The sequence below is a fragment of the Nocardia sp. NPDC001965 genome (assembly GCF_053594175.1).
In genome coordinates this window covers 169,945-195,832 of sequence record NZ_JBSFDZ010000004.1, presented here as the reverse complement: position 1 = coordinate 195,832, position 25,888 = coordinate 169,945, and the positions used below count along the sequence as shown (strand labels likewise).

Below are 25,888 nucleotides of genomic sequence, written 5' to 3'. Positions count from 1 at the left end.
GCGTCCGGTCACCCGCTCAGAGGTAGCTCGTATCGTTGACCAACCGGACCGACGATCCGCCGTCCGGATAGAACTCCGCAAGCGAGAGCGACGCCAGGTCCAGATGCAGGCGGTAGAGCAGCGACGGCCCGACTCCCAACGCCAGCTGCAGCAGCGTCTTGATCGGCGTGACATGGCTGACCACGACGATATTCGCGCCCGGATACCGGGTCACCAGATCGCGGCGCACCGCCTCCACCCGTTCCCGGACCGCGTCGAAACTCTCTCCGCCGGGAGCGGGCAGCGACGGATCCCCGAGCCAGCGCGCGTGCAGATCGGGGTCGCGTTCGGCGGCCTCGCGGAACGTCAACCCCTCCCATTCGCCGAAGTCTGTTTCGGTGAGACCGTCGACCACCCGTACCTCGATCCCGAGCGCCGTGCCGGCCGCCTCGGCGGTTTCCCGGGCCCGGCCCAGCGGTGAGGTGACGATGGCGGAGATATCGCCCTTGGCGGCCAGCATTTTCGCCGCCCGGGTGGCCTGTTCCCGGCCGACCGCGGTCAACGGCGGATTACCGCGACCGGAATAGCGACGCTGCACCGACAATTCGGTCTGCCCGTGGCGCAACAGCAGCAGCCTGGTGGGCCGGCCGGCCGCACCGGTCCAGCCCGGGCCGGCTCCGGACAACCGCGCCGAGGCGCTGCGCGAATCGCCACCCGTATCGGCGGCCGCCGCTGGTGGTGCGGGCCGGGCCGGCGAAGCGGGTTCGGCCGCGTGGATCTCCTGGACCAGCTTGCCGTCGTCCATGGCCTCGTTGGCCAGCCGATCGGCATGGGAGTTCTCGGCGCGCGGTATCCAGCGGTAGGTCACCTGCTCGAAATCCGCGGCCAGCCGGCGGGCCCGATCGGCGAGCGGGATCAGCGCCGCGTGCTTGACCTTCCAGCGACCCGACATCTGCTCGACCACGAGCTTGGAGTCCATCCGTACCGAGACCACGCGCGCGCCGAGTTCGGCGGCTGCCTCCAGTCCGGCGATCAGCCCGCGGTACTCGGCGACATTGTTGGTGGTGACACCGAGAGCCTCCCGGCGTTCCGCGAGCACCCTCACCCGGTCCGCGTCGAACACCACCGCCCCGTAGCCCGCCGGTCCCGGGTTGCCCCGGGATCCGCCGTCGGCTTCGACAACGACCTCGCGCACGCTCATATCGGCCTCTCGCTCCCGCTACTCCGCTGTCCGGCGCGGTCTCACAATCCGGATTCTTTGGTCCGCACCAGGACTGCCCCGCATTCCGGGCATCGCACCACTACATCGGGAGCGGTTTTCGCGATTCGGGCGATCTCGCCGCGGTCCAGTTCGATCCGGCAGGCGCCGCAGCGCCGGGCCTGCAACAGTGCCGCGCCGATACCGTGGCCGCTGCGCTGCCGGTCGTAGATGCTCAGCAGTTCTTCCGGGAAGGCGCCGACCAGCCGCTCCCGGTCGGTTTCGCAGCGGCGCTGGGCGACGTCCAGATCGGCGACAGCCTCGTCGCGGCGGTCGCGCGCGGTGGCGAGCTCGGTTTCGGTCCGATCGAGGCGGGCACCCGCGTGTTCGTGATCGGCGGCGGAGGCCTCCCGGCGTTCCATCACCTCGAGCAGATCGTCCTCGAGCACCGACCGGCGGCGTTCCAGACTCGCCAGCTCGTGCTGCAGCTCCGACAGCTGTTTCGCGCCGACCGTGCCCGCTTCCAGCACGCCGCGGTCGCGGTCCTCACGTTTGCGGACGGCCTCGATCTCGCCCTCGAGTTTGCGGATATCGCGATCGAGATCGTCGAGCACGATCTCCACGGCCACGGCGGCGTCCTTGTGCGCGTTGCGTTCGGTCTCGAACCGGTCGACCTCCTGTTGTTCGGGGAGAACGCTGCGCCGGTGCGCGATCCGGGTCAGCTCGGTGTCGACCTCGGCGAGACGCAGCAGTTGGGCCTGAATCGATGGTTCGACATTCAACGCGAACGAACTCCCTGCACACTGTGGACGGATAAGAACGTCCACCGTACTCCGCGGAGCCGGGGCGGCGTCGCCGACCGGTCCGAACCCGCGGACCCGGTAGTCCGCTCCACGGTCAGCCGCCGCAGCCGACCGTCCACGGGTCGGTCCGCACGCTGGAGACCCGGGTCTCCAGCTCCGGAAGCCCGTCCCGGACCACGGCGGCGGCCTGCGCGCACCACGGGAACTCGGTGGCCCAGTGGGCCGCATCGATCAACGCGGGACCCGAACGGCGCAGATGTTCGTCGGCCGGATGATGGCGCAGGTCGGCGGTCAGATACGCGTCGACCCCGCGGCGGGCCGCGGTATCGAGCAGCGAATCACCCGCGCCACCGCAGACCGCGACCGTGCGCAGCAGCCGGTCCGGGTCGCCCGCGGCGCGGACACCCCAGGCTGTTTCCGGCAGCGCGGAGGCGGCGCGGGCGGTGAACTCACGCAATGTCAGCGGCTCGGCCAGGGTGCCGATCCGGCCCAGACCCTGGTTCCCGGTCAGTGCGGCCCGTTCGGTCACGTGGTAGGCGGGTTCTTCGTAGGGGTGCGCCGCCCGCAGCGCCGCGAGCACCGCCGCGCGCGCTGCGGGCGGGGCGACCAGCTCCAGCCGGTCCTCGGCCGGCCGGGCCAGCTCACCCACGGCCCCGATCGCCGGGTTCGCACCGTCGAGCGGACGGAACTGGCCGGTCCCGGTGACCCGCCAGGCAGCTTCCCGATAGTCCCCGGCCCCACCCGCGCCCGCGCCGAACAGTGCCGCCAGCACCGCGTCGGCCTGCTCCGGCGGCACCTGAACCGTCCATTTGTCCACAGCGGGCACAGGTTTCGGGTCCAACGGTCCCGTCACGGTCAGCCCGAGCGCGGCGGCCAGGGCGTCGGAAACACCGGGGTCGGCGGAATCGGCGTTCGTATGCGCGGTGAACAGCCCACAACCCGAGCGGATCAGCCTGTGCACGAGGGACCCTTTGGGCCGGTCGGCCGACACACTGTCCACACCCCGCAGCAGCAGCGGATGATGGGCCACCACAGCCTGGGCACCCCACCGCACCGCCTCGTCCACCACGGCCGCGGTGACATCGACGGTGAACAGCACCCGCCGCACCGTCTCGGCCGGATCCCCGCACACCAGGCCCACCGAATCCCACGGTTCGGCCAGCCGCGGCGGATAGGCCGTCTCCAGCGTCGCGACGAGTTCGGCAAGGGTGGCCACGGCGCACCTTCCTCTCGGGAGCTCTCGGGGTTCGTCGGCGACAATCATGTCGCGCGCCTATCGTCGTGGCATCGTCGGTGCACCCACCGCCGGTGGTACCGGTCCGCGGTGGCACCGGCCCGGATCCGACCGGCTAGACCAGCCGTCCGGCATTTCCCAGCGCCGCCACCAGCCGTTCGACATCATCCGGCGGCCGGACCGCGACCCGCACATGCCCCTGCCCCAGGCCCGGGAACGTATCGCAACGCCGCACCGCGATTCCGTGACGGCGCAGATATTCGCGCAGTATCTCGCCGCGTTCCACCTCGAGCAGCAGGAAGGGGGCGGCGGCCGGGGTCCGCACCGCCACCCCGGCACCGGTCAGCCGCGCGACCATGGCGGTCCGGTGCGCACCGATCTCCATCGCTCGCGCCGCGGTCTCGGCGAGGGCGCGCGGCGAGGCGGTGGCGGCGATCGCGGCGAGCTGCAGAGTGCCGACCGGCCAGTGCGCCCGGCCCCGGACCAGCTGCTGCAGCACCTCGGGCGCCCCGAGTAGATACCCGCAGCGCAAACCGGCCAGCGCCCAGGTCTTGGTGAGGCTGCGCAGGACCAGCAACCCCGCGCCCGCCTGCGCGGCCAGCGACTCCGGTTCGCCGGGCACCGCGTCCATGAACGCCTCGTCCACCACCACGATCCGCCCCGGTCGCAGCAATGCGCGCACGACCTCCGCCGGATGCAGTACCGAGGTGGGGTTGGTGGGGTTGCCCAGCACCACCAGATCGGCTTCCTCGGGGATCAGGGCCGGGTCGAGGGTGTAGGGCGGTTCCAGCAGCACCCGGTGCACCGGGACACCGGCCTCGCGCAGGGCGAGTTCGGGCTCGGTGAACGACGGGTGTACTACCGCCGCCAGCCGCGGCGACAGGCGCGGGAGCAGGGCGAAACCCTCCGCCCCGCCGGCCAGCGTCAGCACATGGTCGGGCGCGACCCCGTGCCGGGCGGCCACGGCTTCCCGGGCGTGCCGCTCGTCCGCGGCGGCCGGATACCGGGCCAGCGAGTCCAGGGCGGCGGCCAGCCGGTCGCGTAACCAGCGTGGTGGCGCGGTGCCCTGGACGTTCACCGCGAAATCGAGCAGACCCGGCTGGGCTTCCACGTCACCGTGATGACGCAGCCCGGCGAAATCGACATGATCGGTGAGCATGAGACGCACCCTACGTGGCGCGCGGGCCGATCGACCCGCCAGAATGGCTGTCGTGGGTGAGCTGCACATATCGTTCGTCTGTACCGGCAATATCTGCCGGTCGCCGATGGCGGAGAAGATCCTGCTGGGACATCTGTCCCGGGCCGGGCTGGACGGCCGGGTCCGGGTGAGCAGTGCGGGCACCCACGACTGGCACGCCGGGTCCGAAGCCGATCCGCGCACCACCGCCACCCTGCGCCGCCACGGCTACCCCACCGGACACCGCGCCGCCGGATTCGGCGCCGCGCACGCCGATGCCGACCTGGTCGTCGGGATGACCACCGAACACGACCGCACCCTCGCGATCCGCGGTATCCCGAATGAACGGCGCAGGTTGCTGCGCAGTTTCGATCCGGACGCCGACGGAACCGATGTACCCGATCCGTACTACGGCGGCACCGAGGAATTCGAGCTGGTGCGCGCGCAGATCGAGGCCGCGGTCCCGGGGCTGCTGGATTGGGTGGACGCGGCGCTCGCCGCGCGCACCCCGGTCACCGGCGGTGCCGCCTGATGCGCCGCCTGGCCTTTCTGCTGCGTCCGGGCTGGCTGATCCTGGCCGTGGTGGTGGTCGCGTTCGCCTATATGTGTTTCACGGTGCTTGCGCCCTGGCAGCTCGGTAAGAACGAGACCACCTCCGAACGCAACCAGCTGATCGCGGATTCGGTCCACGCCGATCCGGTGGCGGTCACCGATGTGCTCGACGGCAGCGCGGCGGGCGCGGCCACCGAATGGCGGAAGGTTTTCGCCGAGGGCAGCTTCGTACCGGATTCGACCGTGCTGGTGCGGCTGCGTCATCTGGACGGCGCGCCCGGTTTCGGGGTGCTGTCCGCGTTCACGCTCACTGACGGCCGCACCCTGCTGGTGGATCGCGGGCTGGTGGCGGCGGTCGACGGATCACAGCCGCCGCCGATCGAGCCGGCGCCCACCGGCGTACAGCGGGTCGAGGGCCGGGTCCGGGTCTCGGAGAACATCGATCCGCAGCGCGCGCCCGCGGTCCAGAACGGTATCCCGCACGTCTACTCGATCGATGTTCCGCAGGAGACCACCGTTCTCGGTAGCCCGCTGACCCCGCTCCCGGTCGGTGATCGCGGCGCCTATCTGCAACTGTCCGACGACCAGCCGGGCGCTTTCACACCGGTTCCGCTCCCCCAGCTCGATGCCGGTCCCTATCTGTCCTACGGGCTGCAATGGCTGGCCTTCGGCATCATGGCGCCGCTGGGGCTCGGCTATTTCGCCTGGGCCGAAATCCGGGAACGCCGCAAACAACGCCCGGCGGCGACGACCCGATCAGGTTCCACCGAGCCGAGCACCCACGCACCCGAACCCGTCACCACCGAAGCCAGGCTGGCCGACCGTTACGGTCGCGAACGACCCTGACACCGGCGTCCGAGCCTTCCTACCTGCTCCGGTGCCCGGCCCCCGCGGACCGGGCCCGCATCCGGTCCCACAGCACCGCGCTCAGCGGCGCGATCACCGCCGCCGAAGCCACCGCCGCGTACTGCACCAGTTCCGACAGCCGGACCGCCCGGCGCAGATCACCGACCGCGGGCGCCGGCCCGGTACCGAGTTCCGGACGTTGCTCGACCCCGTGCGGGTATTCGGTACGCCCGCCCAGCCGGATTCCGAGCGCCCCCGCCGCCGCCGCTTCCACCACTCCGGCGTTCGGGCTGGGATGCCGTCGCGCATCCCGGCGCCAGGCCCGCAACACGGCGCCGGGGCGGCCACCGACCAGCGGCGCCACTGCCGCGGTGAGTACGCCGGTCACCCGGGCCGGAAGCAGATTCGCCAGATCGTCGGCGCGCGCGGCCGCCCAGCCGAAATGCCGATACCGCCGATTGCGATAGCCGATCATCGCGTCGAGGGTATTGACCGCCCGATAGCCCAGCAGCCCGGGAACCCCGCCCACCGCACCCCACAGCAGTGGCGCGACCGCGGCGTCGGAGGTGTTCTCCGCGATCGATTCCAGTGCGGCCCGGGCCAGCCCGTCCGCGTCGAGTGCCGCCGGATCGCGCCCGCACAGTGCGGGCAGCAGTTCCCGGGCGGCGGCCAGATCGCCGGATTCCAGCCGGTCGGCCATCATCCGCCCGGTCCGGGCCAGACTCGTTCCGCCCAGGACCGTCCAGGTCGCGGCGGCCACCGAAATAGCACCGCCCCGCCGCAGCGCGGCGCCGAGTCCCACGACCGATCCCACCAGCACCAGTTCGTGGACCACCCCCGCCCGCCGGTGATCTGCGTAGCTCACCGATTCCAGCGACGCGGCCAGCATCCCGAACCCGGCCACCGGATGCCCGCGCCGGGGGTCCCCGGCCGCCCGATCGATGGCGAAGCCGATCAGCAGACCCGCCGCGGTCGAAACACCTCTGCGCACCGGGTGAGCGTATCCAGCGATGATGCCGTGCCCGTGCCGGGGACGACCCGGTCCCGGAATTACCCCGGCCGGTACCGATGTTGGCAGGATCGACCGGGAAGCGGCCGATACCGCTACAACCGGACCGCCGGCGGCCGCTCGCCCCGATGTCACACATCGGGGGCCCGCATCGTCGACCCGGTGAGACCGACGCCCGATCACGGGCCACGACCGAACGGGGAACCGCAGTGACCGACCGAGATGGAGCCACCGATCTGGCCCGGCGTTTCGAGGAACTGCGCCCCTACCTGCGCCGGCTCGCCTACAGCACGTTGGGCAGCCTCGCCGACGCCGACGATGTGGTGCAGGAGGCGTGGTTGCGGCTGCAACGGCAGCAGGCATCCGGGGATGCACCCATCGAAAATCTGCAGGCGTGGCTGACCACGGTGACCGGACGCCTGGCGCTGGATCAGCTCGGCTCGGCGCGGATGCGGCGCGAACAATACGTCGGCGAATGGCTGCCCGAACCCGCGGTCTCGGACTGGGAGGACCCCGCCGACCGGATCTCCCAGGACGAACGGGTCACCATGGCGCTGCTGGTGGTGTTGGAATCGCTGTCCCCGGCCGAGCGCACCGCGTTCGTCCTGCAGGACGTGTTCGGGATGTCGGGGCCCGAGGTCGCCGAGGTGGTGGGCCGCACCCCGGCCGCGGTCCGGCAGCTGGCCTCGCGGGCCCGCAAGCGGGTCGAGGACGGAACCCCGCGTTTCCCGGCGTCGCCGGACGAACAGGAGAAGGTCGTCTCGGCGTTCTCGGTGGCCTGGCGGTCCGGCGATATGAGCGCCCTGCTGGGCGTGCTCGACGAACGGGTGACCCTCACCGCCGACGGTGGCGGCAAGGTTCCCGCCATCCGCAAACCGGTCGCGGGCGCCGAGCTCATCGCCAAGATGCTGCTCGGCTGGTACCACCTGCCCGCGGCCGAAGGCGGCTGGGGCCGGACGATCGAGGTCAACGGGATGCCGGGTCTGCTGGTGTTCGACGGTCAGCACCACGGGGTCTTCTCGTTCACCGTCGACGCGGACCGGATCACCGCCATCCACGTCGTCCGCAATCCGGACAAGCTGCGTGATCTGCCCGCCGATGCCGATGCCGAATGGATGCTGCGTGCGCCGGGCGAGGACTGAGGCCGGGTTCCCCGGTCTGCACCACGTCTGCGAGCGGCGGATCGAGCGCGTTAGGTTGCGTGTATGAGGATCGAAGTCAGCGGGCACCGGCCCGAGGTCGACGCCACCGCCTGGATCGCGCCCACGGCGAACGTGATCGGCCGGGTGAAGCTCGGAGCCCAGGTCAGTATCTGGTACAACGCGGTGCTGCGCGGTGACACCGAACTGATCACCGTCGGGGAGCGCAGCAATATCCAGGACGGCTGCGTACTGCATGCCGACCCGGGCTTTCCGGCCACCGTGGGCGCCGGGGTGTCGGTCGGGCACAACGCGATCCTGCACGGTTGCACCATCGAGGACGACTGCCTGATCGGGATGGGCGCGACCGTACTCAACGGCGCGGTGATCGGCCGGGGCAGTTTGATCGCCGCGAACGCGCTGATTCCGGAGGGCGCGCAGATCCCGCCGGGGTCGCTGGTGGCGGGGGTCCCGGGCAAGGTGCGCCGCGAACTCACCGCCGAGCAGCAGCGCGGTGTGGAACTCAATGCCATGGTCTATCTGCACCATATGGCCGAGCACCGGACAGCGAAGGAGATCTGAGCCGCTTTGCGCCGGCTATCCCCGGACACGCTATTGGACAAGCGTCCAGTAGGTGACTGATAGGATGGAACCAACGTATCCGGGGAGACGGGCGGACCCGAAACCCACTGTCCCGCAAGGCGTCGACGTTTCGGACGACCCGTACACGTGGGCACGGTGAGGTGCCGGCAGGAGGTATGACGGGTGGCGTGCGAGCAGTCCGGGACGCGCCGGTCGACCGGAGAGGTCAGCGTGGCCGATATCGCCGCGCAACCAGGCGGAATCGAGGCGCTGCGGCGCCGGGTGCACGAACTACGTTCCAGCGGAGTCGATTTCGCGGCCAACGCGATCGAACACGAGATGGCCGAACTCGATCTACCCCGGGAGTGATAACCGGCACGAAACCAATGCGCAGGTCACCCCGTGCGCCGGACGTCGGATACAGTGTGGAAACCATGCCGCCCGTACCGCCGATTCTGCAACGCATCCTTGCCGAACCCCCCGCCGACAGCGGGAAAGTGCTCGACAGCGCGTTATCGGCATTCCTGGACTTCGGGATCAAACGCACCAGCATGGGCGAGATCGCCCGCCGCGCCGGGATCAGCCCCGCGACCCTCTACCGTCGCTTCGAATCGAAGAACGACCTGGTGGAAGCCGTAACAGTGCGCGAAGCACAGCGTTTCGTCGCCAAAATCGACAACCGGGTACGCACGGTGGCCGGCTCCGAGGATCAACTCGTGGAGATCTTCGTGGCCTTCATCTCCGCCATCGCCGGTAACCCACTGCTGATCCGGCTACTACGCACCGAACCGGACCTCGTACTCCCCCGGCTCACCACCGAGGCCGGACCCATACTGGCCGTCGGCCGTACCTACCTGGCGGCGAAACTGCGAGAACTGAACGAAAACGGTACCGATTTCGACCCCGACCCGGTCGCCGAGATCATGGCCCGCCTCGCACTGTCACTGGCACTCACCCCCGACGGACTCATCCCTGTCCAGGACGAAGCAGCCGGCCGCGAATTCGCCCGGCGCACCCTGCTCCCCATGGTCCGTGTCGATGGCGGCGCCTCCGGCGCCGCGGGGTCGGGGCCCTTGTAACCCGACTTTGTGGTGAGCCCGCCCTCGTGCTGGACTCTCCCCTCATGATGGGCCACACCTCCGGCGGGGCTGTCGGGACCTGGTGACCCCGGTTCTTCGGTCCGGCGATCGGTCGCTGTGTTCCTTCGCTCCGTCGCTCCGGGACCGGGGCGGGCGGCGACTGCGCAGCGGGCGCCGCATCCGGTGTGCGCCGGAGGCTGTTCGGGGGCATCGGCCCGACGTGGAGGGTTCATCATGTCTGTGGACCGGCGCTCGGTGACGTGGCCCGGACGCTTCGGGTGTGCACGGCCGTCTCACAGGGCAAAAGCCCGGTGGACCAGTTCGTTCAATTCTTCCTGCCCGGCCGGGCCGGTCTCCGGTTCTTCGGCCAGCGTCCGCACCCGGCAGACGATCGCAGCCGCGGCCGGCGTGCCCGGATCCGGTAGCGGCAGCCGGGATACGTACTGGGTGATCCAGCGCCGCCGCCCGGAATAGAGACGGTTACCGCAGACCGCGTCGTAATACCGCAGCCCCAGCGACGAATTGGCGACCCCCATGATCAAACAGGCCAGATCCTCGGCACCCGCGTCCCCGCCGAGATCCGCCAGCGAGATCCAGTAGCAGTCACCGTTGACCACCGCACCGGAGCGATCCAGCGCGAACCGCGGCCGGTCGCTGATATCCGGGAACACCACCTTCGGAATCCGCCACAGATGCGGCCGCTGCGGCACCCAGTGCTCGAACCATTTCCGGCCCGCCGCGGTGAGGTAATCCCGGGCGGCCAGCACCTCCCGATGCTGTTCCAGATAGGCCGCAGTGCGCGGATATCGCGCCAGATCCACCGGGACCCGGCGGGTCCGCGTGAGGTCGTAGGGATACAGCACCCGTGTCTCGCGTGCCCGCTCTATCCGCCACGGACGCAGATCGTGGTGGGTGATGAGGTCTCGCAGCAGTTCCGGTTCGGCCGCCGGGTCACCCCAGTGCGCCGCGATGAACACCTTGTCCGCGTTTGTCTTGATCCCCACCCGGATTCGCCCGAGGTCGCCGAAGGTCCGCCACATGCGCTCGGAGACCCCGCGCAGCCACTCGTCGTCCCCCACCCGGGACATCCGCCATCCCACCGATACGGCCGCCGGACCCGGCTCGGTCGCCAACCGCCCCACCGTCACCGCGAACCTGCGGCCCTGCCGCCACACTGTCGCGTCGGCGGCGCGACCGAGTGCCGCGAACAGTTCCAGATCAGCGTCCGCCGCCGCGACTGCCGGCCCACCCGGGTGCGCTCCGGAAGCGCCACGCGCCACGGTGCCCGGCAGTCCCACTTCCGGCCCCCACCCCACCGGAGCCGGCCCGGCCGACGGGTGTTCCGGCCGGTCCGAGCGGCGCGCGCCGGCGATCTCGGCATCCGGGACATCCCCGGATTCCTCCTCGTAGACCGACACGTAGCGGCAGTCCCCCCGCTCCCCGGCCCGCACAGCTATCGTCACCGCCGGCAATACCGCTGCCTCGAACAGCTTGGTATCCCCCAGGTCGTACAGTTCCACCGGCGTCAGATCGGCCAGCAGCAGCCCCCGGAGATTCGCACCCGCCTTGGTGGTGAGGAAACGGTTCGCGCACAGCAGACCGAGCACCGCGCCCGGGGCCATCAACCGCGGCAGCGCCGCCACGAACGGATGGGTGAGATCGATCCGGCCGCGCAACCCGAACTGTCCACGCAACGCCTGTGCGGCCTCTCCGCCCAACTGCTGAGTGCGAACATACGGCGGATTCGCGATCACCGCGTCGAAAGACGCCGCGGGCAACCGCGCACAATCGGCCAGAAAGTCACGCTGCCGCCATTGCGCAACCACTCCGGTCGCCGCGGCCCGCCGCCGGGCGAGCGCCAACCCGGCCGGGTCCAGGTCGTAACCCACGAGTTCCACCGGCGTCCCCGGCAGCAGTCCGGCCAGTGCGTCCCGGATTGCGAACAACAGTTCCCCGGACCCACAGGCCGGATCCAGAACCCGCACCGGCCCGGCCGAGTCGATCCGCGCGGCCACCCGGCCGGCCAGGAACCCCGCAAGCGTCGCGGGCGTGTAATGCCGACCATGACGTTTGCGCTCGCGAGCCCCCGCTCCATCGCGTCCCATCCGCGTATTGTCGTCGACCGCGCCCCCTTACCAGACGCTTTCGGAGGAAGTGCGCTCTGTGGGCGCGGGGTTCTGCCCCGACCACGACCGACCCCACAGCGAGTCCATATGCCGACCCGGCCGTCGAATGCCGACACAACCCGCACGCGTCGAGATGCTTACGAGACACCTCAAAGGGTTGAGGCCCGTCTCGCCCTTGGCCGGAGATGCTCAACGGTCGCATTCCACGGACGGCCGACCGCACGTCGCATGAGCCGAAGGCTCGAGTCTCGAGGACGAAACGGCGAGACACCAGGGGGCCTCAACCCCGCGGCGCCGGAGGCGCCGCCGAAATCACAAGGGAATGTTCTTGTGATGGCTGGGCCGGCACGGCGCGGCCGCCAATGCTTCGGCGATCTTGCTGCGCGTATGAGCCGGATCGATGACCTCGTCGACGACCCCGATCGCCACTGCCCGGTCCACCCCGCCCGCAATGGCTTCGTGTTCGGCGGTGAGCCGCTCGTGCAGTGCCTCGCGCTCTTCCGCGGGGGCGGCGGCCAGGGCTTTCTTGTGCAGGATGCCGACCGCGGCTTTCGCACCCATCACCGCGACCTCCGAACCCGGCCACGCGTAGACCGCGGTGGCGCCGAGCGCGCGCGCGTTCATCGCGATATAGGCGCCGCCGTAGATCTTGCGGGTGACCAGGGTGACCCGCGGCACCCGGGCTTCGGCGAACGCGTGCAGCAGTTTCGCGCCGCGCCGCACCACGCCGTCCCATTCCTGGCCGACACCGGGTAGGTAGCCGGGGACGTCGGTGATCACGACGAGCGGGATACCGAAGGCATCGCAGAGCCGGACGAACCGGGCCGCTTTCTCGGCGCTCTTGGAGTCCAGGCACCCGCCGAGCCGCAGCGGGTTGTTGGCGAGGACACCGACAGTGCGACCGGCCAGCCGGCCGAGACCGGTCACCATGGAGCGGGCGTAGCCGCCCTGCAATTCTTCGAAGCTGGATTCGCCGTCGACATTGTCGAGCAGCTCGTGGACCAGCGGTTTGACATCGTAGGCGCGTTTGGCCGAGGCCGGCAGTAGCGCCAGCAGGTCGACATCTCCGTGTTCGGCGGCGCGCAGGTCGAATTCGCCCTGTTCGGCGAACATCGATACCAAGCGGCGGGCGCGGTGCACGGCGTCGGCTTCGTCATCGGCCACGATATGGGTGACACCGGACTTCTTCCCGTGGGTTTCCGGGCCGCCGAGCGTGACCATATCCACTTGTTCACCGGTGACACTGCGCACCACGTCGGGACCGGTGACGAAGACCCGGCCCTCGGGGGCCATGATCACGATATCGGTGAGGGCGGGGCCGTAGGCCGCGCCGCCGGCCGCGAAGCCGAGTACCACCGAGATCTGCGGCACCCGGCCGGAGGCACGAACCATCGCTTCGAAGACCAGACCGACCGCATGCAGGGCCTCCACGCCTTCGGCCAGCCGCGCGCCACCGGAATGCCAGAGACCGACCACCGGCGCACCGGACTCGATCGCGGTGTCGATCGCGTCGACGATGTGCTTGCAACCCTCCACACCCATGGCACCACCCATCACGGTGGCATCGGAGCAGTAGGCGACGGTACGCACGCCGTCGACCTCGCCGACCGCGGCGAGCACGCCCGACCTGTCGCGGGTGTGCAGCGGCAGCACGGTCCCGGGGTCGAAGAAGCGCTGGAGTCGCCCGAGTGGGTCACGCGGATCCGTCGCGGTTTCCTGATGGCGGGCCGGAGCGATAATCGTCATCGCGTTCTCTCCTCGATGATGGGTGACCGACACACCGGCCACGGGTGTCCGAAAGACCGGACGGGGCCGCCCGGATGAACCCGGCGGCCCCGTCTGTGGGTCGTCGAACTACTCGGCAGGCAGCTAGGCCCGACCGAAGGCGAGCGCGACATTGTGCCCACCGAAACCGAACGAGTTGTTGATCGCGTACTCGATCTCCTGGCGGCGGGCTTCGCCCTTCACCACGTCGAGGTCGATCTCGGGATCCTGGTTTTCCAGGTTCAGGGTGGGCGGCACGATGCCGTCCCGGATGGCCATCACGGTGAGCACGGACTCCAGCGCACCGACGGCGCCGATCGAGTGTCCGAGCGCTGATTTGGGCGCGTAGACCGAGGCGTGGTTGCCGACGGCCTTGTTGATCGCCTTCGCCTCGGCGGTATCGCCGATCGGGGTGGCGGTGGCGTGGGCGTTGATATGGGTGATGTCCTGTTTGGACAGACCCGCGGTCTGCATGGCCCGGGTCATGGCGCGGGCGGCGCCCGTGCCCTCGGGATCCGGTGCGACCAGATGGAAGCCGTCGGAGGTGATACCGGCGCCCAGCAGGCGGGCGTGGATGGTGGCACCACGGGCCTTGGCGTGCTCTTCGGTCTCGATGACCATGAGCGCACCGGCCTCGCCGAAGACGAACCCGTCACGATCCTTGTCGAAGGGACGCGAAGCGCCCTTCGGATCGTCGTTGCGGGTGCTCATCGCGCGCATCATCGTGAACGCGGCGATCGGCACGGCGTCGATGAAACCCTCGACACCGCCGGTGACGACCATATCGGCATCGCCCATGACGATCATGCGCCATGCGTTGGCGATGCCTTCGGAACCCGACGAGCACGCCGAGACCGGAGTGACCACTCCTGCCCGGGCCTTCAGCTCGAGACCGACGACGGCAGACGGCCCGTTCGGCATGACCATCTGAACAGCGAGCGGCGAGATCTTGCGATAGCCCCCGTTCTTCAGCTTGTCGACCGAATCGATGAGCGCGTCACCGCCACCTAGTCCAGTGCCGATGGCCACACCCAGTCGCTCCGGATCGACCTCCGGACTGCCCGCGTTGCGCCAGACCTCGCGGCCGAGCACGGTCGCGAGCTGTTCGACGTAGGCCATCCGGCGGGTTTCGACCCGGCTCAGCAGCGTATCCGGACGAACCTTCAGGTGGCCGCCGATACGGACCGGCAGATCGTATTCCTCGACGAAGGAATCCTCGAGAACGTCGATACCGCTCTCGCCGTTGAGGAGACCCTTCCACGTCGCATCGACGTCACCCGCGATCGACGTGGACGCCGCCAGGCTCGTGACGACGACGTTCGGGAAGTTCCCGTTCAAGGTGGAAGGAGTGGTCACGGTGTCGGCCCTACTCGGCGCTGTCGAACTTGGCCTTGAGCTCGGCGGCGGTGTCAGCGTTCTCCGCCTCGAGCTTCTGGATGTAGTTGACGGCGTCGCCGACCGTCTTCAGGCTGGCCAGATCTTCGTCCGGGATCTTGACCCCGTACTTGTCCTCGGTCTGAACCGCGATCTCGACCATGGACAGCGAGTCGATGTCCAGGTCATCGACGAAGGACTTCTCGATGGTCACCTCGGAGGGTTCGATACCCGTAACCTCTTCGATGATCTTGCCGAGTTCCTCGACGATTTGTTCCTGGGTCAGAGCGGCCACTTCGTGGCTCCCTTCTAATTTTCTCGTGTAGGGCTTACATATTTCTTCGGGCCGGATCGGTGTACGTGTTACGCCGCTCCGGTGCCGTGCTCCCGTGAGGTTCCTCGGAAACACAGCCGTAGGCAAGCTAGCCGGAGCTCGTGAGCTCGGCCAGCGCGGGGATGTCCTCGGGGGTCTTCAGCGCCAGGTTGGGGGTGCCTTTGAGCTCCCGTTTGGCAATACCGACGAGTGTTCCCGCCGGTGGCAACTCCGCCACCGCCGAGACGCCGGCCTGCCGGACGGTTTCGGTGCACAGGTCCCACCGGACGGGCCGGGTGACCTGCGCGGCGAGCTTAGCCACCGCGTCCGCGCCGGACTCGACCGGCTTACCGTCGGCGTTCGACAGCAGCGGGCGAACCGGCTCGTGCGGGGTGATCTCGGCGATCGCCGCCGCCACCGCCTTCTGCGCGGGAGCCATGAACTCGGTGTGGAACGCGCCCGCTACCGGAAGCGCCCGTACCCGGGCCTTCTCCGGCGGGTTCGCGGCCAGTTCGGCCAGTGCGTCCAGACGCCCCGCCGCCACGATCTGTCCGGTGGCGTTGCGGTTGGCCGGGACCAGTTCCAGTTCTTCGAGCCGTGCCAGCACAGCGGCCTCGTCGCCGCCGAGCACCGCGGACATACCCGTGGGCTCGAGCGCGCACGCCTTCGCCATTTCGGCACCGCGGATGGCTGCCAGCGTAACTGCTTGGTCGGCGGAGATCACGCCGGCGACCGCCGCGGCGGCGAGTTCGCCCACCGAGTGGCCGGCCACGATGGTGTCGGCCGGTACCCGCTTGTCACCGATCTCGGCGAAGGCGAGCAGCGCGGCGGCGACCACCAGCGGCTGGGTCACCGCGGTATCGGTGATCTCTTCGGCGGTCGCTTCGGTCCCGAGCCGGATCAGATCCAGGCCGGATTCCTTCGACCACAGTGCGAGGCGGTCACGAGCGCCGGGCAGATCGAGCCAGGGCGCGAGCATGCCGGGTGTCTGAGAGCCCTGTCCAGGGGCGAACAACGCGATCACGTACCTAAGAAAACACTGTGAGACCGCATTTGCGAGATGTCGACGTGACTAGAGCTTTCGGACAGCTTTTGTATGGTCTCCACAAAAGCCCGCGTGGGGTGTCCGGATCGACCGAATCGGGGTGCGCGTTACAGCCCGTCTTTGTCCACTGGGACAAAAGAGTCGTCTGATGCTTGTGACGATGATTCGTTACGAGTTCGTGTCAAACGACCGACTGTGGCGGCGATTCGTAACACATACGCATCCCGCGGATTGAGCGGATCGCGACCGGTTACTTCCCCGATCCGCTTCAGGCGATACCGCACCGTATTTGGATGAACGTACAGTTGACGCGCGCACATCTCGACCGCGCCGCCGCATTCCAGGTAGGCATCCAGGGTGTCCGCCAAGGCAGAACCGGCAGAAGCCAACGGAAGGACAAGGTACTCGACGAGCGCGTCGACCGCAGCTCGATCACCGAGCAGAGCCCGTTCGGGCAGAAGTTCCATGGCGTGGACCGGACGCGGCGCCTCCCGCCAGCCGATCACCGCCTCCATCCCGGCCAGCGACTCCAGCGCGCTGCCGTGCGCGGCACCCAGGGTCCGCATCGTCGGCCCGATCACCACGGGACCGTCCGCGAACGCCTCGGTGAGCAGATCGTCCATGAACGGTGAGGCGTGCAGAGCATCGCCGAGCGGACCGCTCACCACCATCACCAGGCGCGCGCCCTGGACGGCCGCGAGCGCGGCCCGCCCGTGCCGGGCCGCGATCGTGTGCACCGCGCCGACCACCGAAACGCCTTGATCGCGCGGCGGAGTACCCACCAGCACCGTAGCCGGGGCCGTCGCGTCCCAGTTCAGCGTCGCCGCGCGCGAGAGCATGTCGGGGCCGGTGTCACCACGCACCACCGCGTCCACTACGAGCGCCTCGAGCCGGGTATCCCACGCACTCCGGGATTCGGCCGCGCTGGCGTACACCGAAGCGGCCGCGAAACCGAGTTCACGCCCGTATCTCAGTACCGCCTCGGTGAGCGCGACCAGTTGCCGGTCGTTGCGCGCCAGTGCGGGCAGCCACTGTTCGAAGAACTCCATGGCCACCCGGACCATGTCCACGGTCTGGCGCAGCGTCAACCGCCGCGCCAGATCCTGCGGAATGACCTGGAAGGCGTCCAGGCTGAACCGGATATCACTGTCCGGGTCCTGGAGCCATTCCAGGAAGTTGACCACCGCGGTCTGCACCAGCATCTGGACGCCCGCGCGCTGCGCGGCGTCCAGATCGGCGAAGAACGGCAACCGATCCTGCATCGACCCCACGGCTTCGGTGGACAGCCGACCGGAGAACTGCTTGACGCGCTTGAGCAGCGTATCCGGCAAGGGGTCGCGGTTCTGCCGGTTCGGCGACAGGGCACCGGTCGGCAGGTACACCTCGTGCTCGTTGGAGCCTTCGGTGACCCGGCGCGGACGCGGTGGTCTGCGTTCGATCATCGAACCGCCGTCACTCCGCGTCTCCGGCCCCGCCCGCGGTGAACTCCGGAGCCGACGCCACATCGTCGATCCGGTACCGGGCGGCGGCCTCGGCGGCCTTCGCCGGATCCAGCGTGCCGATCCGGCCCAGACCGGCCAGTGCGGCGACCACGATGGACTCCGCGTCGACGTTGAACACCCGGCGGGCGGCGGGCCGGGTATCGGAGAACCCGAATCCGTCGGTCCCCAGCGTGGTGAAATCGCCCGGGACCCACTTGCGGATCTGGTCGGGCACGGCGCGCATCCAGTCGGTGGCGGCCACGAACGGCCCCTGCGCGTCGGCCAGGGCGCGGGCCACGTAGGGCTGCCCCGCGTCCTCACCCGGATGGTGCAGCGCCTCGATCTCGAGTTCGAGGGCTTCCCGGCGCAGCTGACCCCAGGAGGTCACCGACCAGACATCGGCGGCCACCCCCCAGTGGTCGGCCAGCAACTGCTGGGCCCGCAGGCCGTCGGGCACGGTGACTCCGGAGACCAGGATCTGCGCCCGGACATCACCGGCGCCACCCTTCTTGTACAGGTACAGCCCCTTGAGCAATCCGTCGACGTCGAGCCCCTCGGGCTCGGCCGGCTGCTGATAGGGCTCGTTGTACAGGGTGATGTAGTAGAAGATGTTCTCCCCGCCGAACCCGTCCACTCCCGGTGTTCCGCCGTACATCCGGCGCAGGCCGTCGCGCACGATATGGGCGATCTCGAAGGAGAACGCCGGATCGTAGGACACCACCGCCGGATTGGTGGACGCCAGCAGCAGCGAATGGCCGTCGTTGTGCTGCAGACCCTCACCGGTGAGGGTGGTCCGGCCGGCCGTCGCGCCGAGCACGAAGCCGCGGGCCAGCTGGTCGGCCGCGGCCCACAGACCGTCACCGGTGCGCTGGAACCCGAACATCGAATAGAAGATGTAGAGCGGGATCATCGGCTCGCCGTGCGTGGCATACGAGGTGCCGACAGCGGTGAACGACGCCGTGGAACCGGCCTCGTTGATGCCCTCGTGCAGGATCTGCCCGACCGAGCTCTCCTTGTAGGCGAGCATCAGTTCCGCGTCGACCGAGGTGTAGAGCTGGCCGTTGCGGTTGTAGATCTTCAGCGAGGGGAACCAGGAGTCCATACCGAAGGTCCGGGCCTCGTCCGGGATGATCGGCACGATGCGCTTGCCGATTTCCTTGTCGCGCAGCAGTTCCTTCATGAGCCGCACGAGAGCCATGGTGGTGGCGACGTTCTGCTTGCCCGAGCCCTTGCGCACCGACTTGTACGCCTCGTCGCCGGGCAGTTTCAGCGGTTCGATGTTCGTCCGCCGCTCCGGCAGGAACCCGCCCAGCGCCTTGCGCCGATCCAGCATGTACTGGATCTCCTTGGTCTCCGCGCCCGGGTGGTAGTACGGGGGCAGGTACGGATCCTTCTCCAACTCCGCGTCGCTGATCGGGATGCGCTGCAGATCGCGGAAGTCCTTGAGATCCTGCAGGGTCAGCTTCTTCATCTGGTGCGTGGCATTGCGGCCCTCGAAGTGCTTGCCGAGGGTGTAGCCCTTGATGGTCTTGGCCAGGATCACCGTCGGCTGGCCCTTGTGCGCCAGCGCTGCCGCGTAGGCCGCGTACACCTTGCGGTAGTCGTGCCCGCCGCGCTTGAGGTTCCAGATCTCCTGATCCGACAGGTCCTGCACCAGCGCCTTCGTGCGCGGGTCGCGGCCGAAGAAATGGTCGCGGACGTAAGCGCCGTCGTTGGCCTTGTAGGTCTGGTAGTCGCCGTCGGGCGTGCTGTTCATCAGGTTCACCAGCGCACCGTCACGGTCGGCGCCCAGCAGCGCGTCCCACTCCCGGCCCCAGATCACCTTGATCACGTTCCAGCCGGCACCGCGGAAGAACGACTCCAGTTCCTGGATGATCTTTCCGTTACCGCGAACCGGGCCGTCGAGGCGCTGCAGGTTGCAGTTCACCACGAAGGTCAGATTGTCCAGACCCTCCAGGGCCGCCACATGGGCGAGGCCGCGCGATTCGGGTTCGTCCATCTCCCCGTCGCCCAGGAACGCCCACACATGCTGATCGGAGGTGTCCTTGATCCCGCGGTCGTGCAGGTAGTGGTTGAACCGCGCCTGGTAGATGGCGTTCATCGGGCCCAGGCCCATCGACACCGTCGGGAATTCCCAGAAATCGCTCAGCAGCCGCGGATGCGGATACGAGGGCAGGCCCTTGCCGAGGCCCCCGTGGCTGTACTCCTGACGGAAACCGTCGAGTTGATCGGTGCTCAGCCGGCCCTCGAGGAATGCACGAGCATAGATACCGGGCGAGGCGTGACCCTGGATGAAGATCGAATCGCCGCCGCCGGAATGGTCCTTACCGCGGAAGAAATGGTTGAAGCCGACCTCGTAGAGCGCCGCCGAGGACGCGTAGGTCGAGATATGGCCGCCGACACCGATACCGGGACGCTGCGCGCGGTGCACCATGATGGCCGCGTTCCAGCGGATCCAGGCCCGGAAGCGCCGCTCGGTCTCCTCGTCACCGGGGAACCAGGGCTCGTTCTCGGTCGGAATGGTGTTGACGTAGTCGGTGGACGTCAGCGCGGGAATGGAGACCCGGCGCTCGCCGGCGCGCTCCAGCATCCGGAGCATGAGATAGCGGGCCCGGCCGGGACCCTCGCGGTCGAGCATCTCGTCGAAGGACTCGAGCCATTCGCTGGTCTCCTCCGGGTCGATATCCGGTAGGTAGGACGCCACTCCTTCACGAATCACACGGACTCGGCCACCGGGCGGTACGCCGTTGGCGTCGCGAGGGGTGGGAGCGGAACCCGGCACAGCGGATTCCGCCGGGACGCCAGAGTGGATCAGATCGGTCAAAACTGCTCCTCGTACAGGGGGTGGTCGAGCTGATGGCTGCGGTGACCCCGAGTGGCCCGCTGGTGTGCTGACCACTCGTGACGACTTTTCCGGGCGCGCCCGCATCCTCGCGTGGCGCGTCCCACATCATCATGTCAGTCCTCGATCCAGTACCGTGCGACAGGCAGCGGTTACCGAGGAGTCGGGAGGACGATGGAAGGGCTGGACCCGCGCCGTGTGGGCCTGGTGTGCGCCGCGGCGGCACTGGTGGCCTGCGCGACCGTCGCCGGCTGCGCACAGCAGGTGGAGGGTGTCGCGACGCCGAACGCCGCCGAGGCGACCGCCTATCGCGCCTATGCGTCGTCCTCGTCCGCCGCCGCCACGTCGTCGCAGATCGCGGCCTCCCGGGACAAGGCCATCTCCGACAACTGCACCCTCTTCCCCGGCACCACCGGTGTCGGGGTGACCGAATACAACGAGTTCGTCGACGCGCACGACAACAATGCGCCGGATTACGACGCAAAACGTGACAGCGCGGTCACCGCGCTCGACGACGCGGCCCGGCAGGTCGAAGGCGGCGTGAACTCTGCGGGCGCCCAGCTGCCCGAGGAGTTGAAGACGAAATTCATCGCCTACGTGGACGCCGCGCGCGCCCTGTCCCAGGCCACCCGGGAGATGACCTACACCTCCCCGGTGGGTCCGCTCAACGATGCGAGCAAGCGTGTGAACGACGCGCGCAACGCGGTGCGCGATGCCTGCCCCAGCTGACCCGTATCGCCCGTCACCAGGGGTTTCCCGCGACATCGAAAATTCGATCTACCCGATCGGCTTGCGTTAGGGCCGATAACCATGTTCGCTTGCAGATATCTGTAGTCGGGAGTTGAGGAGGACGCCACCGTGGTCGCCGCGGCGGAGGATCAGAATTTCGCGCAGAAGCTTGGCATCACCCACGGCATGGTTGTCCAGGAGCTGGGTTGGGACGAGGACACCAACGACGACCTGCGGGCCGACGTCGAGGAGACCTCCGGCAGTGAACTGCTGGACGACGACTCCGACGAGGTCATCGATGTCGTCCTGCTGTGGTGGAGGGAGGGGGACGGAGACCTGGTCGACGAGTTGATGGAGGCGATCGGCCCGCTCGCCGACGACGGCTTCATCTGGGTGCTCACCCCCAAGACCGGTAACGACGGCCATGTCGATCCCAGTGAGATCGCCGAGGCCGCCCCCACCGCCGGTCTCACCCAGACCTCGGCCATCAAACTCGGCGAATGGTCGGCGAGCCGTTTGGTGCAGCCCAAGGCCCCCACCAAACAGCGCTGAGCCGCCCACAGCTGTCCGCGCGCCCCGGTCCGGGGTGCGCGGCCCGAGATTCGGAGGATCCCATGCCCCTCGAGGTCGGCACCCAGGCGCCGGAGTTCACCCTCAAGGACCAGAACAATCAGGAAGTCTCGCTGTCGGACTACCGCGGCGACAAGAACGTCCTGATCGTTTTCTACCCGCTCGCTTTCACCGGCATCTGCCAGGGCGAGCTGTGCAAGGTCCGCGACGAACTGCCGCGCTTCCAGAACGACAACACCGAGATCCTCGCGATCTCGGTGGGTCCGCCGCCCACTCACAAGATCTGGGCGGCCGAACAGGGCTACACGTTCCCGCTGCTGTCGGATTTCTGGCCGCACGGCGCGGTCGCCCAGGAGTACGGCGTCTTCAACGACACCACGGGCTTCGCCAACCGCGGCACCTTCGTCGTGGACCGGGAGGGAATCATCCGTTTCGCGGAGATGAACGGCCCCGGAGAGCCCCGTGACCAGGCGGCTTGGGAGAAAGCGCTCGCCGCGCTAGATTCATAGACCGTTACCCCCGGACGATGTCCGGGGGTCCGGGCGTATAGCTCAGTGGTAGAGCTCTGGTTTTACACACCAGCGGTCGGGGGTTCGAACCCCTCTGCGCCCACCAGGAACACCCAGGTAATCAAGCCGGAAGGGCATCGCCGTCGTGCCCCACGCGGTTTTCGTGGGGCTTTGCGGGGCACTCCGCGACGTTGGGGCAACGTGGCGGTACACCCCTTGGGCTGGTCTCACGATGTGATCACGCAGCGGGGCCCTACCCCTGGCCGAAGTGGGCGGCATGTCCATTCGGCCGGACGGCCATCAGCGCGAAATGCGGTATGTGAGTGCGTTGCATGACAACCACCCGCCGGGTCGGGCGGAGCCGGGCGAGTCGATTCACTCGATGAGCGGTAGCGCACGGATCGCTGCTGAATCAACGAACTCCTCCGATGTGGACCGTGCTGACGCCGTCACCGACGACGACGTCGGGCCCGATCCGCTCCCGGCGACCGATGGGCGGTTTGGGGCCCATTTCGCAAGCGACGATTCGGTACCGTCGTTGGGGGCCGTCGTAAACCGTCGTAAACCGTAGAGCGTCCATCGCTCGGATCGACCTCGCATCCGCCTCTTGTAAACGGCATGACCGGACATTCCGGAGAACGCCCGTTCGCTCAATGGCTCGGATCGACCAGCATCCTCAATTCGGTACGAGCGTGCGTTCGGGCGATGCCAGGATGGCATGGTCAGTCAGTTCGGAGAAGTAGGCGTGTTCGTGTGCGCAGGGGGTGGCGTAGGGGCGACCGCAGTTGCCGAGTGAGCGTGGTGCAGACGTCGAAGAGCGCTCGCCGCCGGAAATGCGGGCCGGCCTCGGCGGCGGCGTCCGCAGCGAAGAAGGTGTGGAGCTGCGGGTCGTCTTGCGTGATCCGGCAGTGCTCGGGATAGTCGCGGAACTGGTTGGCCCGGAACGCCTCCAGCGTCGGCGCGCTGATCCGCATACTGATCAGCGCTTCCAACGCCTGTGTCAGTTCGGTGCCCTGGTCGCCGGTGGCGGCCGGATCCCGGGCGGGGCCGCTGTTCCGGCACCGGCTCCCGCCGCGTCAGCGGCGGGGAACCGCCGGACCGGCGATTCGGCCTTCCGCATGAGCCTCAGGCGTGCCCGGCGGCGGCGCGTCCGACAGCAGCGGCAGCGCGCGGCGGTGCAGGTGATCTCGGATCGGCGTACTCGCTGATCGCGCCTCAGGGGCCACAAAGGCATGTATTTCTCGATTCAGGACAGAAACTGGCCTATATTCGCGGCACACTCTGATCATGAGCGAAACCGAAGCGACTCCGAATCAGACCGACATCACCGACTACGACGATCCGAACGCGCCGTGGAACCAGGCGTGGGATCAGCAGGGCAGCATCGCCGGCTGGAACGATGACGTGATCGAGGAGTTCCGGAAGAACTCGGGGAAGGTGGGCGGCGCTTACGCGGGCGGGGACCTCATCCTGCTCACCACCACCGGCGCCAAGAGCGGCAAGCGGCACACGACTCCACTGGGCCCCATGTACCGCGGCGACACCATGTTCGTGAGCTCGTTCATCGAGGACAAATACCCGGCCTGGTGGTACAACATCAAGGCGAATCCGCAGGTCACGATCGAGCTCCGGGACAAGACCCATCAGGCGACCGGCAAAGTGCTCGAGGGCGCGGACTACGACGAGTTCGCGGCCTGGGCATTGGCAAACAATCCCCTGCTGGCGGACTTCCAGTCCAAGGTCGACCGGCCCATGCCGCTGGTGGTGCTCACCTTCGACCGCGAGGGCTGAGCGGCTCCCGGCAACGGATACGCGGTACGGCGTCGCGCCCGGGCCTTCGGTTCCGCGCCCGGTGACCGGCGTCGTCGGGTTGCTGCACGGGTGCCATATCCAGTGCGCCCGAGGCCTGAGCGTCCCCCTCTTGCCGCACGATCCGAGCGGATTCGGTGCTGCCCGTGCCAGGCCCGGCACGGGCAGCACATCGGTCCGGGCGATCGCGCTGCCGCCGGACGCCCGGCGGCAGGGCCTCACACCTCGATATCGAAGCCGAGTTCCACATCGCACGCGGCTTGCCCGCCGCGGATACCCCAGCTCTCGGTCGGTATATCCCGCACGACGATGGTCACATGGTCCCGGGGTATGCCGAACGCGCCGAGGCGATCGACGATTTCGCAGTAGAGCCGCCGCTTCGCCGCCACCGTACGCCCGGCGAAACAGTCGACGGTCACCAGTGTGTAGTGCTCGGGCGAGGACAGCGCCGGGGGCACCGCGAACCGTTCCGGCTCGTGAACCACCAGCCGGACATGTTTGTCTTCCGGCGGAATCCCGAACGCCGCGACCAACGCGCCGTGCACGGCCTCGATGAGAGCGGTCTCGATATCCCGGTCATAGTTTCTACGCACTTCGACAAGAGAGCTTGGCACAGAACACTCCTACCGTCGGTGTCCCTGGAACACCAGCACATTCGGCGTACCTGCCGTGCCCCGCACGGCTTCCCCGGGCCGGGCAGGCCGAAGCCCCAGGGCATCGACCGGCCCGGCCCGGGTCCGCGGTATCAGGCCGCGATCTTCTCGCGACGCTCGTCGCCACCGGCGACGGTCAGCGTGCACCGATCCCCCGCGCAGGAGCGTTGCAACCGCCCTCGCGAAACGGTCTGCATCAGCCCGACCGCCCAGCAGGTCGGGCACCCACGCAGCGCGAAAATGCCCAGCGGCAGCAGTATCAGTCCGAGCGGCCCGACGACGGGGATCAGCGCGACCGAGCCGATCAGCGCACCGAACCCCACCACGCCGCGTACCAGGTGCTCGGACAAGGAAGCACTCGCGAAATCGGGACGGTCAGATCGTGTTCCGGTCATGATTTCCTCCCTGAGCCGGGTCGGATGCCCGGAGTGTTTCCCGGACCACTGCCCGGGCGCGGTGCAGCCGCGACTTCATGGCCGCCGTGCCGATACCCAGCGTCTCCGCGGTCATCCGGCCGCTGTAACCCTGGATATCGCGCAGAATGAGCACGCGACGGTGATCGGGAGGCAGCGTAGCGACCGCGGCCGCTACTCTGCCCGCTTCCAGCCGTCGCAGCACCTCGTCCTCGGCCGAGGCCGTTACGGCGATGTCCCGCGGCGGTGTGTGGTCCAGCGGCCTGCGCCGCGCACGCCGCAGGCATTCGTTGCGGACGATGCGGAACATCCACGACGCCAGTGCGCCCGAGGCCCTGAGCATCCCGATCTTGCGGTACAGAATGATCAGAGCCTCCTGCGCCGCGTCCTCGGCATCCTCCGGGGTGGCGCACAGCGAGCGAGCGAAACGCTGGACGTTCGGGTGGGAGCCCGATACCAGCGCGGCGATCGCGTCGACGTCACCGCCCTGCGCGGCCACGACCAGTTGTTCGCCGGGCCAGTTCGCGTCAGTCACGTCCACCTCGTTTGCGCTTCATGACGTACATGCACGTGCAGAGCAATACCAGCCCGACGGCGATACCGGTACCGATGATCACGACAACCTCCCTATCTCGTCCCCGCGTCGACGGGGACCTATATAA

Annotated in this window: 26 protein-coding genes and 1 tRNA gene; 11 read left to right on the top strand and 16 right to left on the bottom strand. The window is 68.6% G+C overall.

Translation table 11 applies throughout. The features are described from left to right. Positions 1-16 precede the first annotated feature (16 nt). The 4 genes from ACWCPQ_RS09215 to cobC form a co-directional block, all read right to left on the bottom strand. Positions 17-1,180 carry a bifunctional RNase H/acid phosphatase gene (locus ACWCPQ_RS09215; RefSeq protein WP_449896498.1) on the bottom strand — a complete coding sequence of 388 codons (1,164 nt, stop codon included), beginning with the start codon at positions 1,178-1,180 and terminating at the stop codon, positions 17-19. A gap of 41 nt (positions 1,181-1,221) precedes the next feature. Beyond that, a complete protein-coding gene (locus ACWCPQ_RS09210) occupies positions 1,222-1,959 on the bottom strand; it encodes a zinc ribbon domain-containing protein (RefSeq protein ID WP_449896496.1) in 738 nt (245 codons plus the stop codon). A gap of 115 nt (positions 1,960-2,074) precedes the next feature. Beyond that, a complete protein-coding gene (locus ACWCPQ_RS09205) occupies positions 2,075-3,244 on the bottom strand; it encodes a Nif3-like dinuclear metal center hexameric protein (RefSeq protein ID WP_449896494.1) in 1,170 nt (389 codons plus the stop codon). Positions 3,245-3,329: 85 nt separating this feature from the next. After that, entirely contained in the window at positions 3,330-4,373 is a 1,044-nt protein-coding gene (gene cobC, locus ACWCPQ_RS09200; protein ID WP_449896493.1) for an Rv2231c family pyridoxal phosphate-dependent protein CobC, read from the bottom strand. Between the two features lie 43 nt (positions 4,374-4,416). Between cobC and ACWCPQ_RS09195 the strand changes: the two genes are divergently transcribed. Further along, complete coding sequence (locus ACWCPQ_RS09195) at positions 4,417-4,923, top strand: low molecular weight protein-tyrosine-phosphatase (protein WP_449896809.1); 507 nt, start codon at positions 4,417-4,419, stop codon at positions 4,921-4,923. After that, positions 4,923-5,789 carry an SURF1 family cytochrome oxidase biogenesis protein gene (locus ACWCPQ_RS09190; protein ID WP_449896491.1) on the top strand — a complete coding sequence of 289 codons (867 nt, stop codon included), beginning with the start codon at positions 4,923-4,925 and terminating at the stop codon, positions 5,787-5,789. The genes ACWCPQ_RS09195 and ACWCPQ_RS09190 overlap by 1 nt, the downstream gene beginning before the upstream one ends. Before the next feature lie 19 nt (positions 5,790-5,808). On the opposite strand, the gene ACWCPQ_RS09185 is transcribed toward ACWCPQ_RS09190, so the two are convergent. Next, positions 5,809-6,780 (bottom strand): cobalamin biosynthesis protein, encoded by a 972-nt coding sequence (locus ACWCPQ_RS09185; protein ID WP_449896489.1) that lies wholly within the window; start codon positions 6,778-6,780, stop codon positions 5,809-5,811. A gap of 227 nt (positions 6,781-7,007) precedes the next feature. Here ACWCPQ_RS09185 and sigJ point away from each other — a divergent pair, with 227 nt between their 5' ends. The 4 genes from sigJ to ACWCPQ_RS09165 all read left to right on the top strand — a co-directional run bounded on the left by sigJ (position 7,008) and on the right by ACWCPQ_RS09165 (position 9,598). Next, entirely contained in the window at positions 7,008-7,940 is a 933-nt protein-coding gene (sigJ, locus tag ACWCPQ_RS09180; protein ID WP_449896487.1) for an RNA polymerase sigma factor SigJ, read from the top strand. Positions 7,941-8,003: 63 nt separating this feature from the next. Then, positions 8,004-8,519, top strand: a complete 516-nt coding sequence (locus ACWCPQ_RS09175) for a gamma carbonic anhydrase family protein (protein WP_449896486.1) — start codon at positions 8,004-8,006, stop codon at positions 8,517-8,519. Positions 8,520-8,702: 183 nt separating this feature from the next. Beyond that, a complete protein-coding gene (locus tag ACWCPQ_RS09170) occupies positions 8,703-8,888 on the top strand; it encodes a hypothetical protein (protein WP_449896484.1) in 186 nt (61 codons plus the stop codon). 65 nt (positions 8,889-8,953) lie between these two features. After that, positions 8,954-9,598, top strand: a complete 645-nt coding sequence (locus tag ACWCPQ_RS09165) for a TetR/AcrR family transcriptional regulator (RefSeq protein WP_449896483.1) — start codon at positions 8,954-8,956, stop codon at positions 9,596-9,598. Between the two features lie 293 nt (positions 9,599-9,891). On the opposite strand, the gene ACWCPQ_RS09160 is transcribed toward ACWCPQ_RS09165, so the two are convergent. The 7 genes from ACWCPQ_RS09160 to aceE all read right to left on the bottom strand — a co-directional run bounded on the left by ACWCPQ_RS09160 (position 9,892) and on the right by aceE (position 20,483). Next, positions 9,892-11,703: an Eco57I restriction-modification methylase domain-containing protein gene (locus ACWCPQ_RS09160; RefSeq protein WP_449896481.1), complete on the bottom strand. Its 1,812-nt coding sequence runs from the start codon at positions 11,701-11,703 to the stop codon at positions 9,892-9,894. A gap of 333 nt (positions 11,704-12,036) precedes the next feature. Continuing rightward, a complete protein-coding gene (locus ACWCPQ_RS09155) occupies positions 12,037-13,470 on the bottom strand; it encodes an acyl-CoA carboxylase subunit beta (protein ID WP_449896479.1) in 1,434 nt (477 codons plus the stop codon). A gap of 123 nt (positions 13,471-13,593) precedes the next feature. Continuing rightward, on the bottom strand, positions 13,594-14,844 hold the full coding sequence (locus ACWCPQ_RS09150) for a KasA/KasB family beta-ketoacyl-ACP synthase (protein ID WP_449896477.1): 1,251 nt from the start codon (positions 14,842-14,844) through the stop codon (positions 13,594-13,596). Positions 14,845-14,854: 10 nt separating this feature from the next. Further along, positions 14,855-15,157: a meromycolate extension acyl carrier protein AcpM gene (gene acpM / locus ACWCPQ_RS09145; protein WP_449896475.1), complete on the bottom strand. Its 303-nt coding sequence runs from the start codon at positions 15,155-15,157 to the stop codon at positions 14,855-14,857. Positions 15,158-15,284: 127 nt separating this feature from the next. Further along, positions 15,285-16,199, bottom strand: coding sequence for an ACP S-malonyltransferase (locus tag ACWCPQ_RS09140; protein WP_449896474.1), 915 nt, complete (start codon positions 16,197-16,199; stop codon positions 15,285-15,287). A gap of 128 nt (positions 16,200-16,327) precedes the next feature. Continuing rightward, entirely contained in the window at positions 16,328-17,662 is a 1,335-nt protein-coding gene (locus tag ACWCPQ_RS09135) for a PucR family transcriptional regulator (RefSeq protein ID WP_449896472.1), read from the bottom strand. A gap of 10 nt (positions 17,663-17,672) precedes the next feature. Beyond that, positions 17,673-20,483: a pyruvate dehydrogenase (acetyl-transferring), homodimeric type gene (gene aceE / locus ACWCPQ_RS09130; RefSeq protein WP_449896807.1), complete on the bottom strand. Its 2,811-nt coding sequence runs from the start codon at positions 20,481-20,483 to the stop codon at positions 17,673-17,675. A gap of 234 nt (positions 20,484-20,717) precedes the next feature. Here aceE and ACWCPQ_RS09125 point away from each other — a divergent pair, with 234 nt between their 5' ends. From ACWCPQ_RS09125 to ACWCPQ_RS09110, 4 genes are all read left to right on the top strand, one after another. Then, entirely contained in the window at positions 20,718-21,272 is a 555-nt protein-coding gene (locus ACWCPQ_RS09125) for a hypothetical protein (protein WP_449896470.1), read from the top strand. A 129-nt stretch (positions 21,273-21,401) separates the two neighbouring features. After that, a complete protein-coding gene (locus ACWCPQ_RS09120; protein WP_449896468.1) occupies positions 21,402-21,824 on the top strand; it encodes a DUF3052 domain-containing protein in 423 nt (140 codons plus the stop codon). Between the two features lie 62 nt (positions 21,825-21,886). Beyond that, positions 21,887-22,351 (top strand): peroxiredoxin, encoded by a 465-nt coding sequence (locus ACWCPQ_RS09115; protein WP_449896466.1) that lies wholly within the window; start codon positions 21,887-21,889, stop codon positions 22,349-22,351. Between the two features lie 31 nt (positions 22,352-22,382). Continuing rightward, positions 22,383-22,457 (top strand) — tRNA-Val (locus tag ACWCPQ_RS09110). A 616-nt stretch (positions 22,458-23,073) separates the two neighbouring features. Here ACWCPQ_RS09110 and ACWCPQ_RS09105 read toward each other — a convergent pair. Next, positions 23,074-23,343: a hypothetical protein gene (locus ACWCPQ_RS09105; protein ID WP_449896464.1), complete on the bottom strand. Its 270-nt coding sequence runs from the start codon at positions 23,341-23,343 to the stop codon at positions 23,074-23,076. A gap of 295 nt (positions 23,344-23,638) precedes the next feature. Between ACWCPQ_RS09105 and ACWCPQ_RS09100 the strand changes: the two genes are divergently transcribed. After that, positions 23,639-24,142: a nitroreductase/quinone reductase family protein gene (locus tag ACWCPQ_RS09100; RefSeq protein ID WP_449896462.1), complete on the top strand. Its 504-nt coding sequence runs from the start codon at positions 23,639-23,641 to the stop codon at positions 24,140-24,142. 236 nt (positions 24,143-24,378) lie between these two features. Here ACWCPQ_RS09100 and ACWCPQ_RS09095 read toward each other — a convergent pair whose 3' ends face one another. From ACWCPQ_RS09095 to ACWCPQ_RS09085, 3 genes are all read right to left on the bottom strand, one after another. Continuing rightward, positions 24,379-24,774, bottom strand: a complete 396-nt coding sequence (locus ACWCPQ_RS09095) for a tautomerase family protein (protein WP_449896460.1) — start codon at positions 24,772-24,774, stop codon at positions 24,379-24,381. A 131-nt stretch (positions 24,775-24,905) separates the two neighbouring features. Further along, complete coding sequence (locus ACWCPQ_RS09090) at positions 24,906-25,208, bottom strand: hypothetical protein (RefSeq protein WP_449896458.1); 303 nt, start codon at positions 25,206-25,208, stop codon at positions 24,906-24,908. Then, positions 25,189-25,761 carry an RNA polymerase sigma factor gene (locus tag ACWCPQ_RS09085; RefSeq protein ID WP_449896456.1) on the bottom strand — a complete coding sequence of 191 codons (573 nt, stop codon included), beginning with the start codon at positions 25,759-25,761 and terminating at the stop codon, positions 25,189-25,191. Before ACWCPQ_RS09085 ends, ACWCPQ_RS09090 begins: the two co-directional genes overlap by 20 nt. Positions 25,762-25,888: the final 127 nt, after the last annotated feature.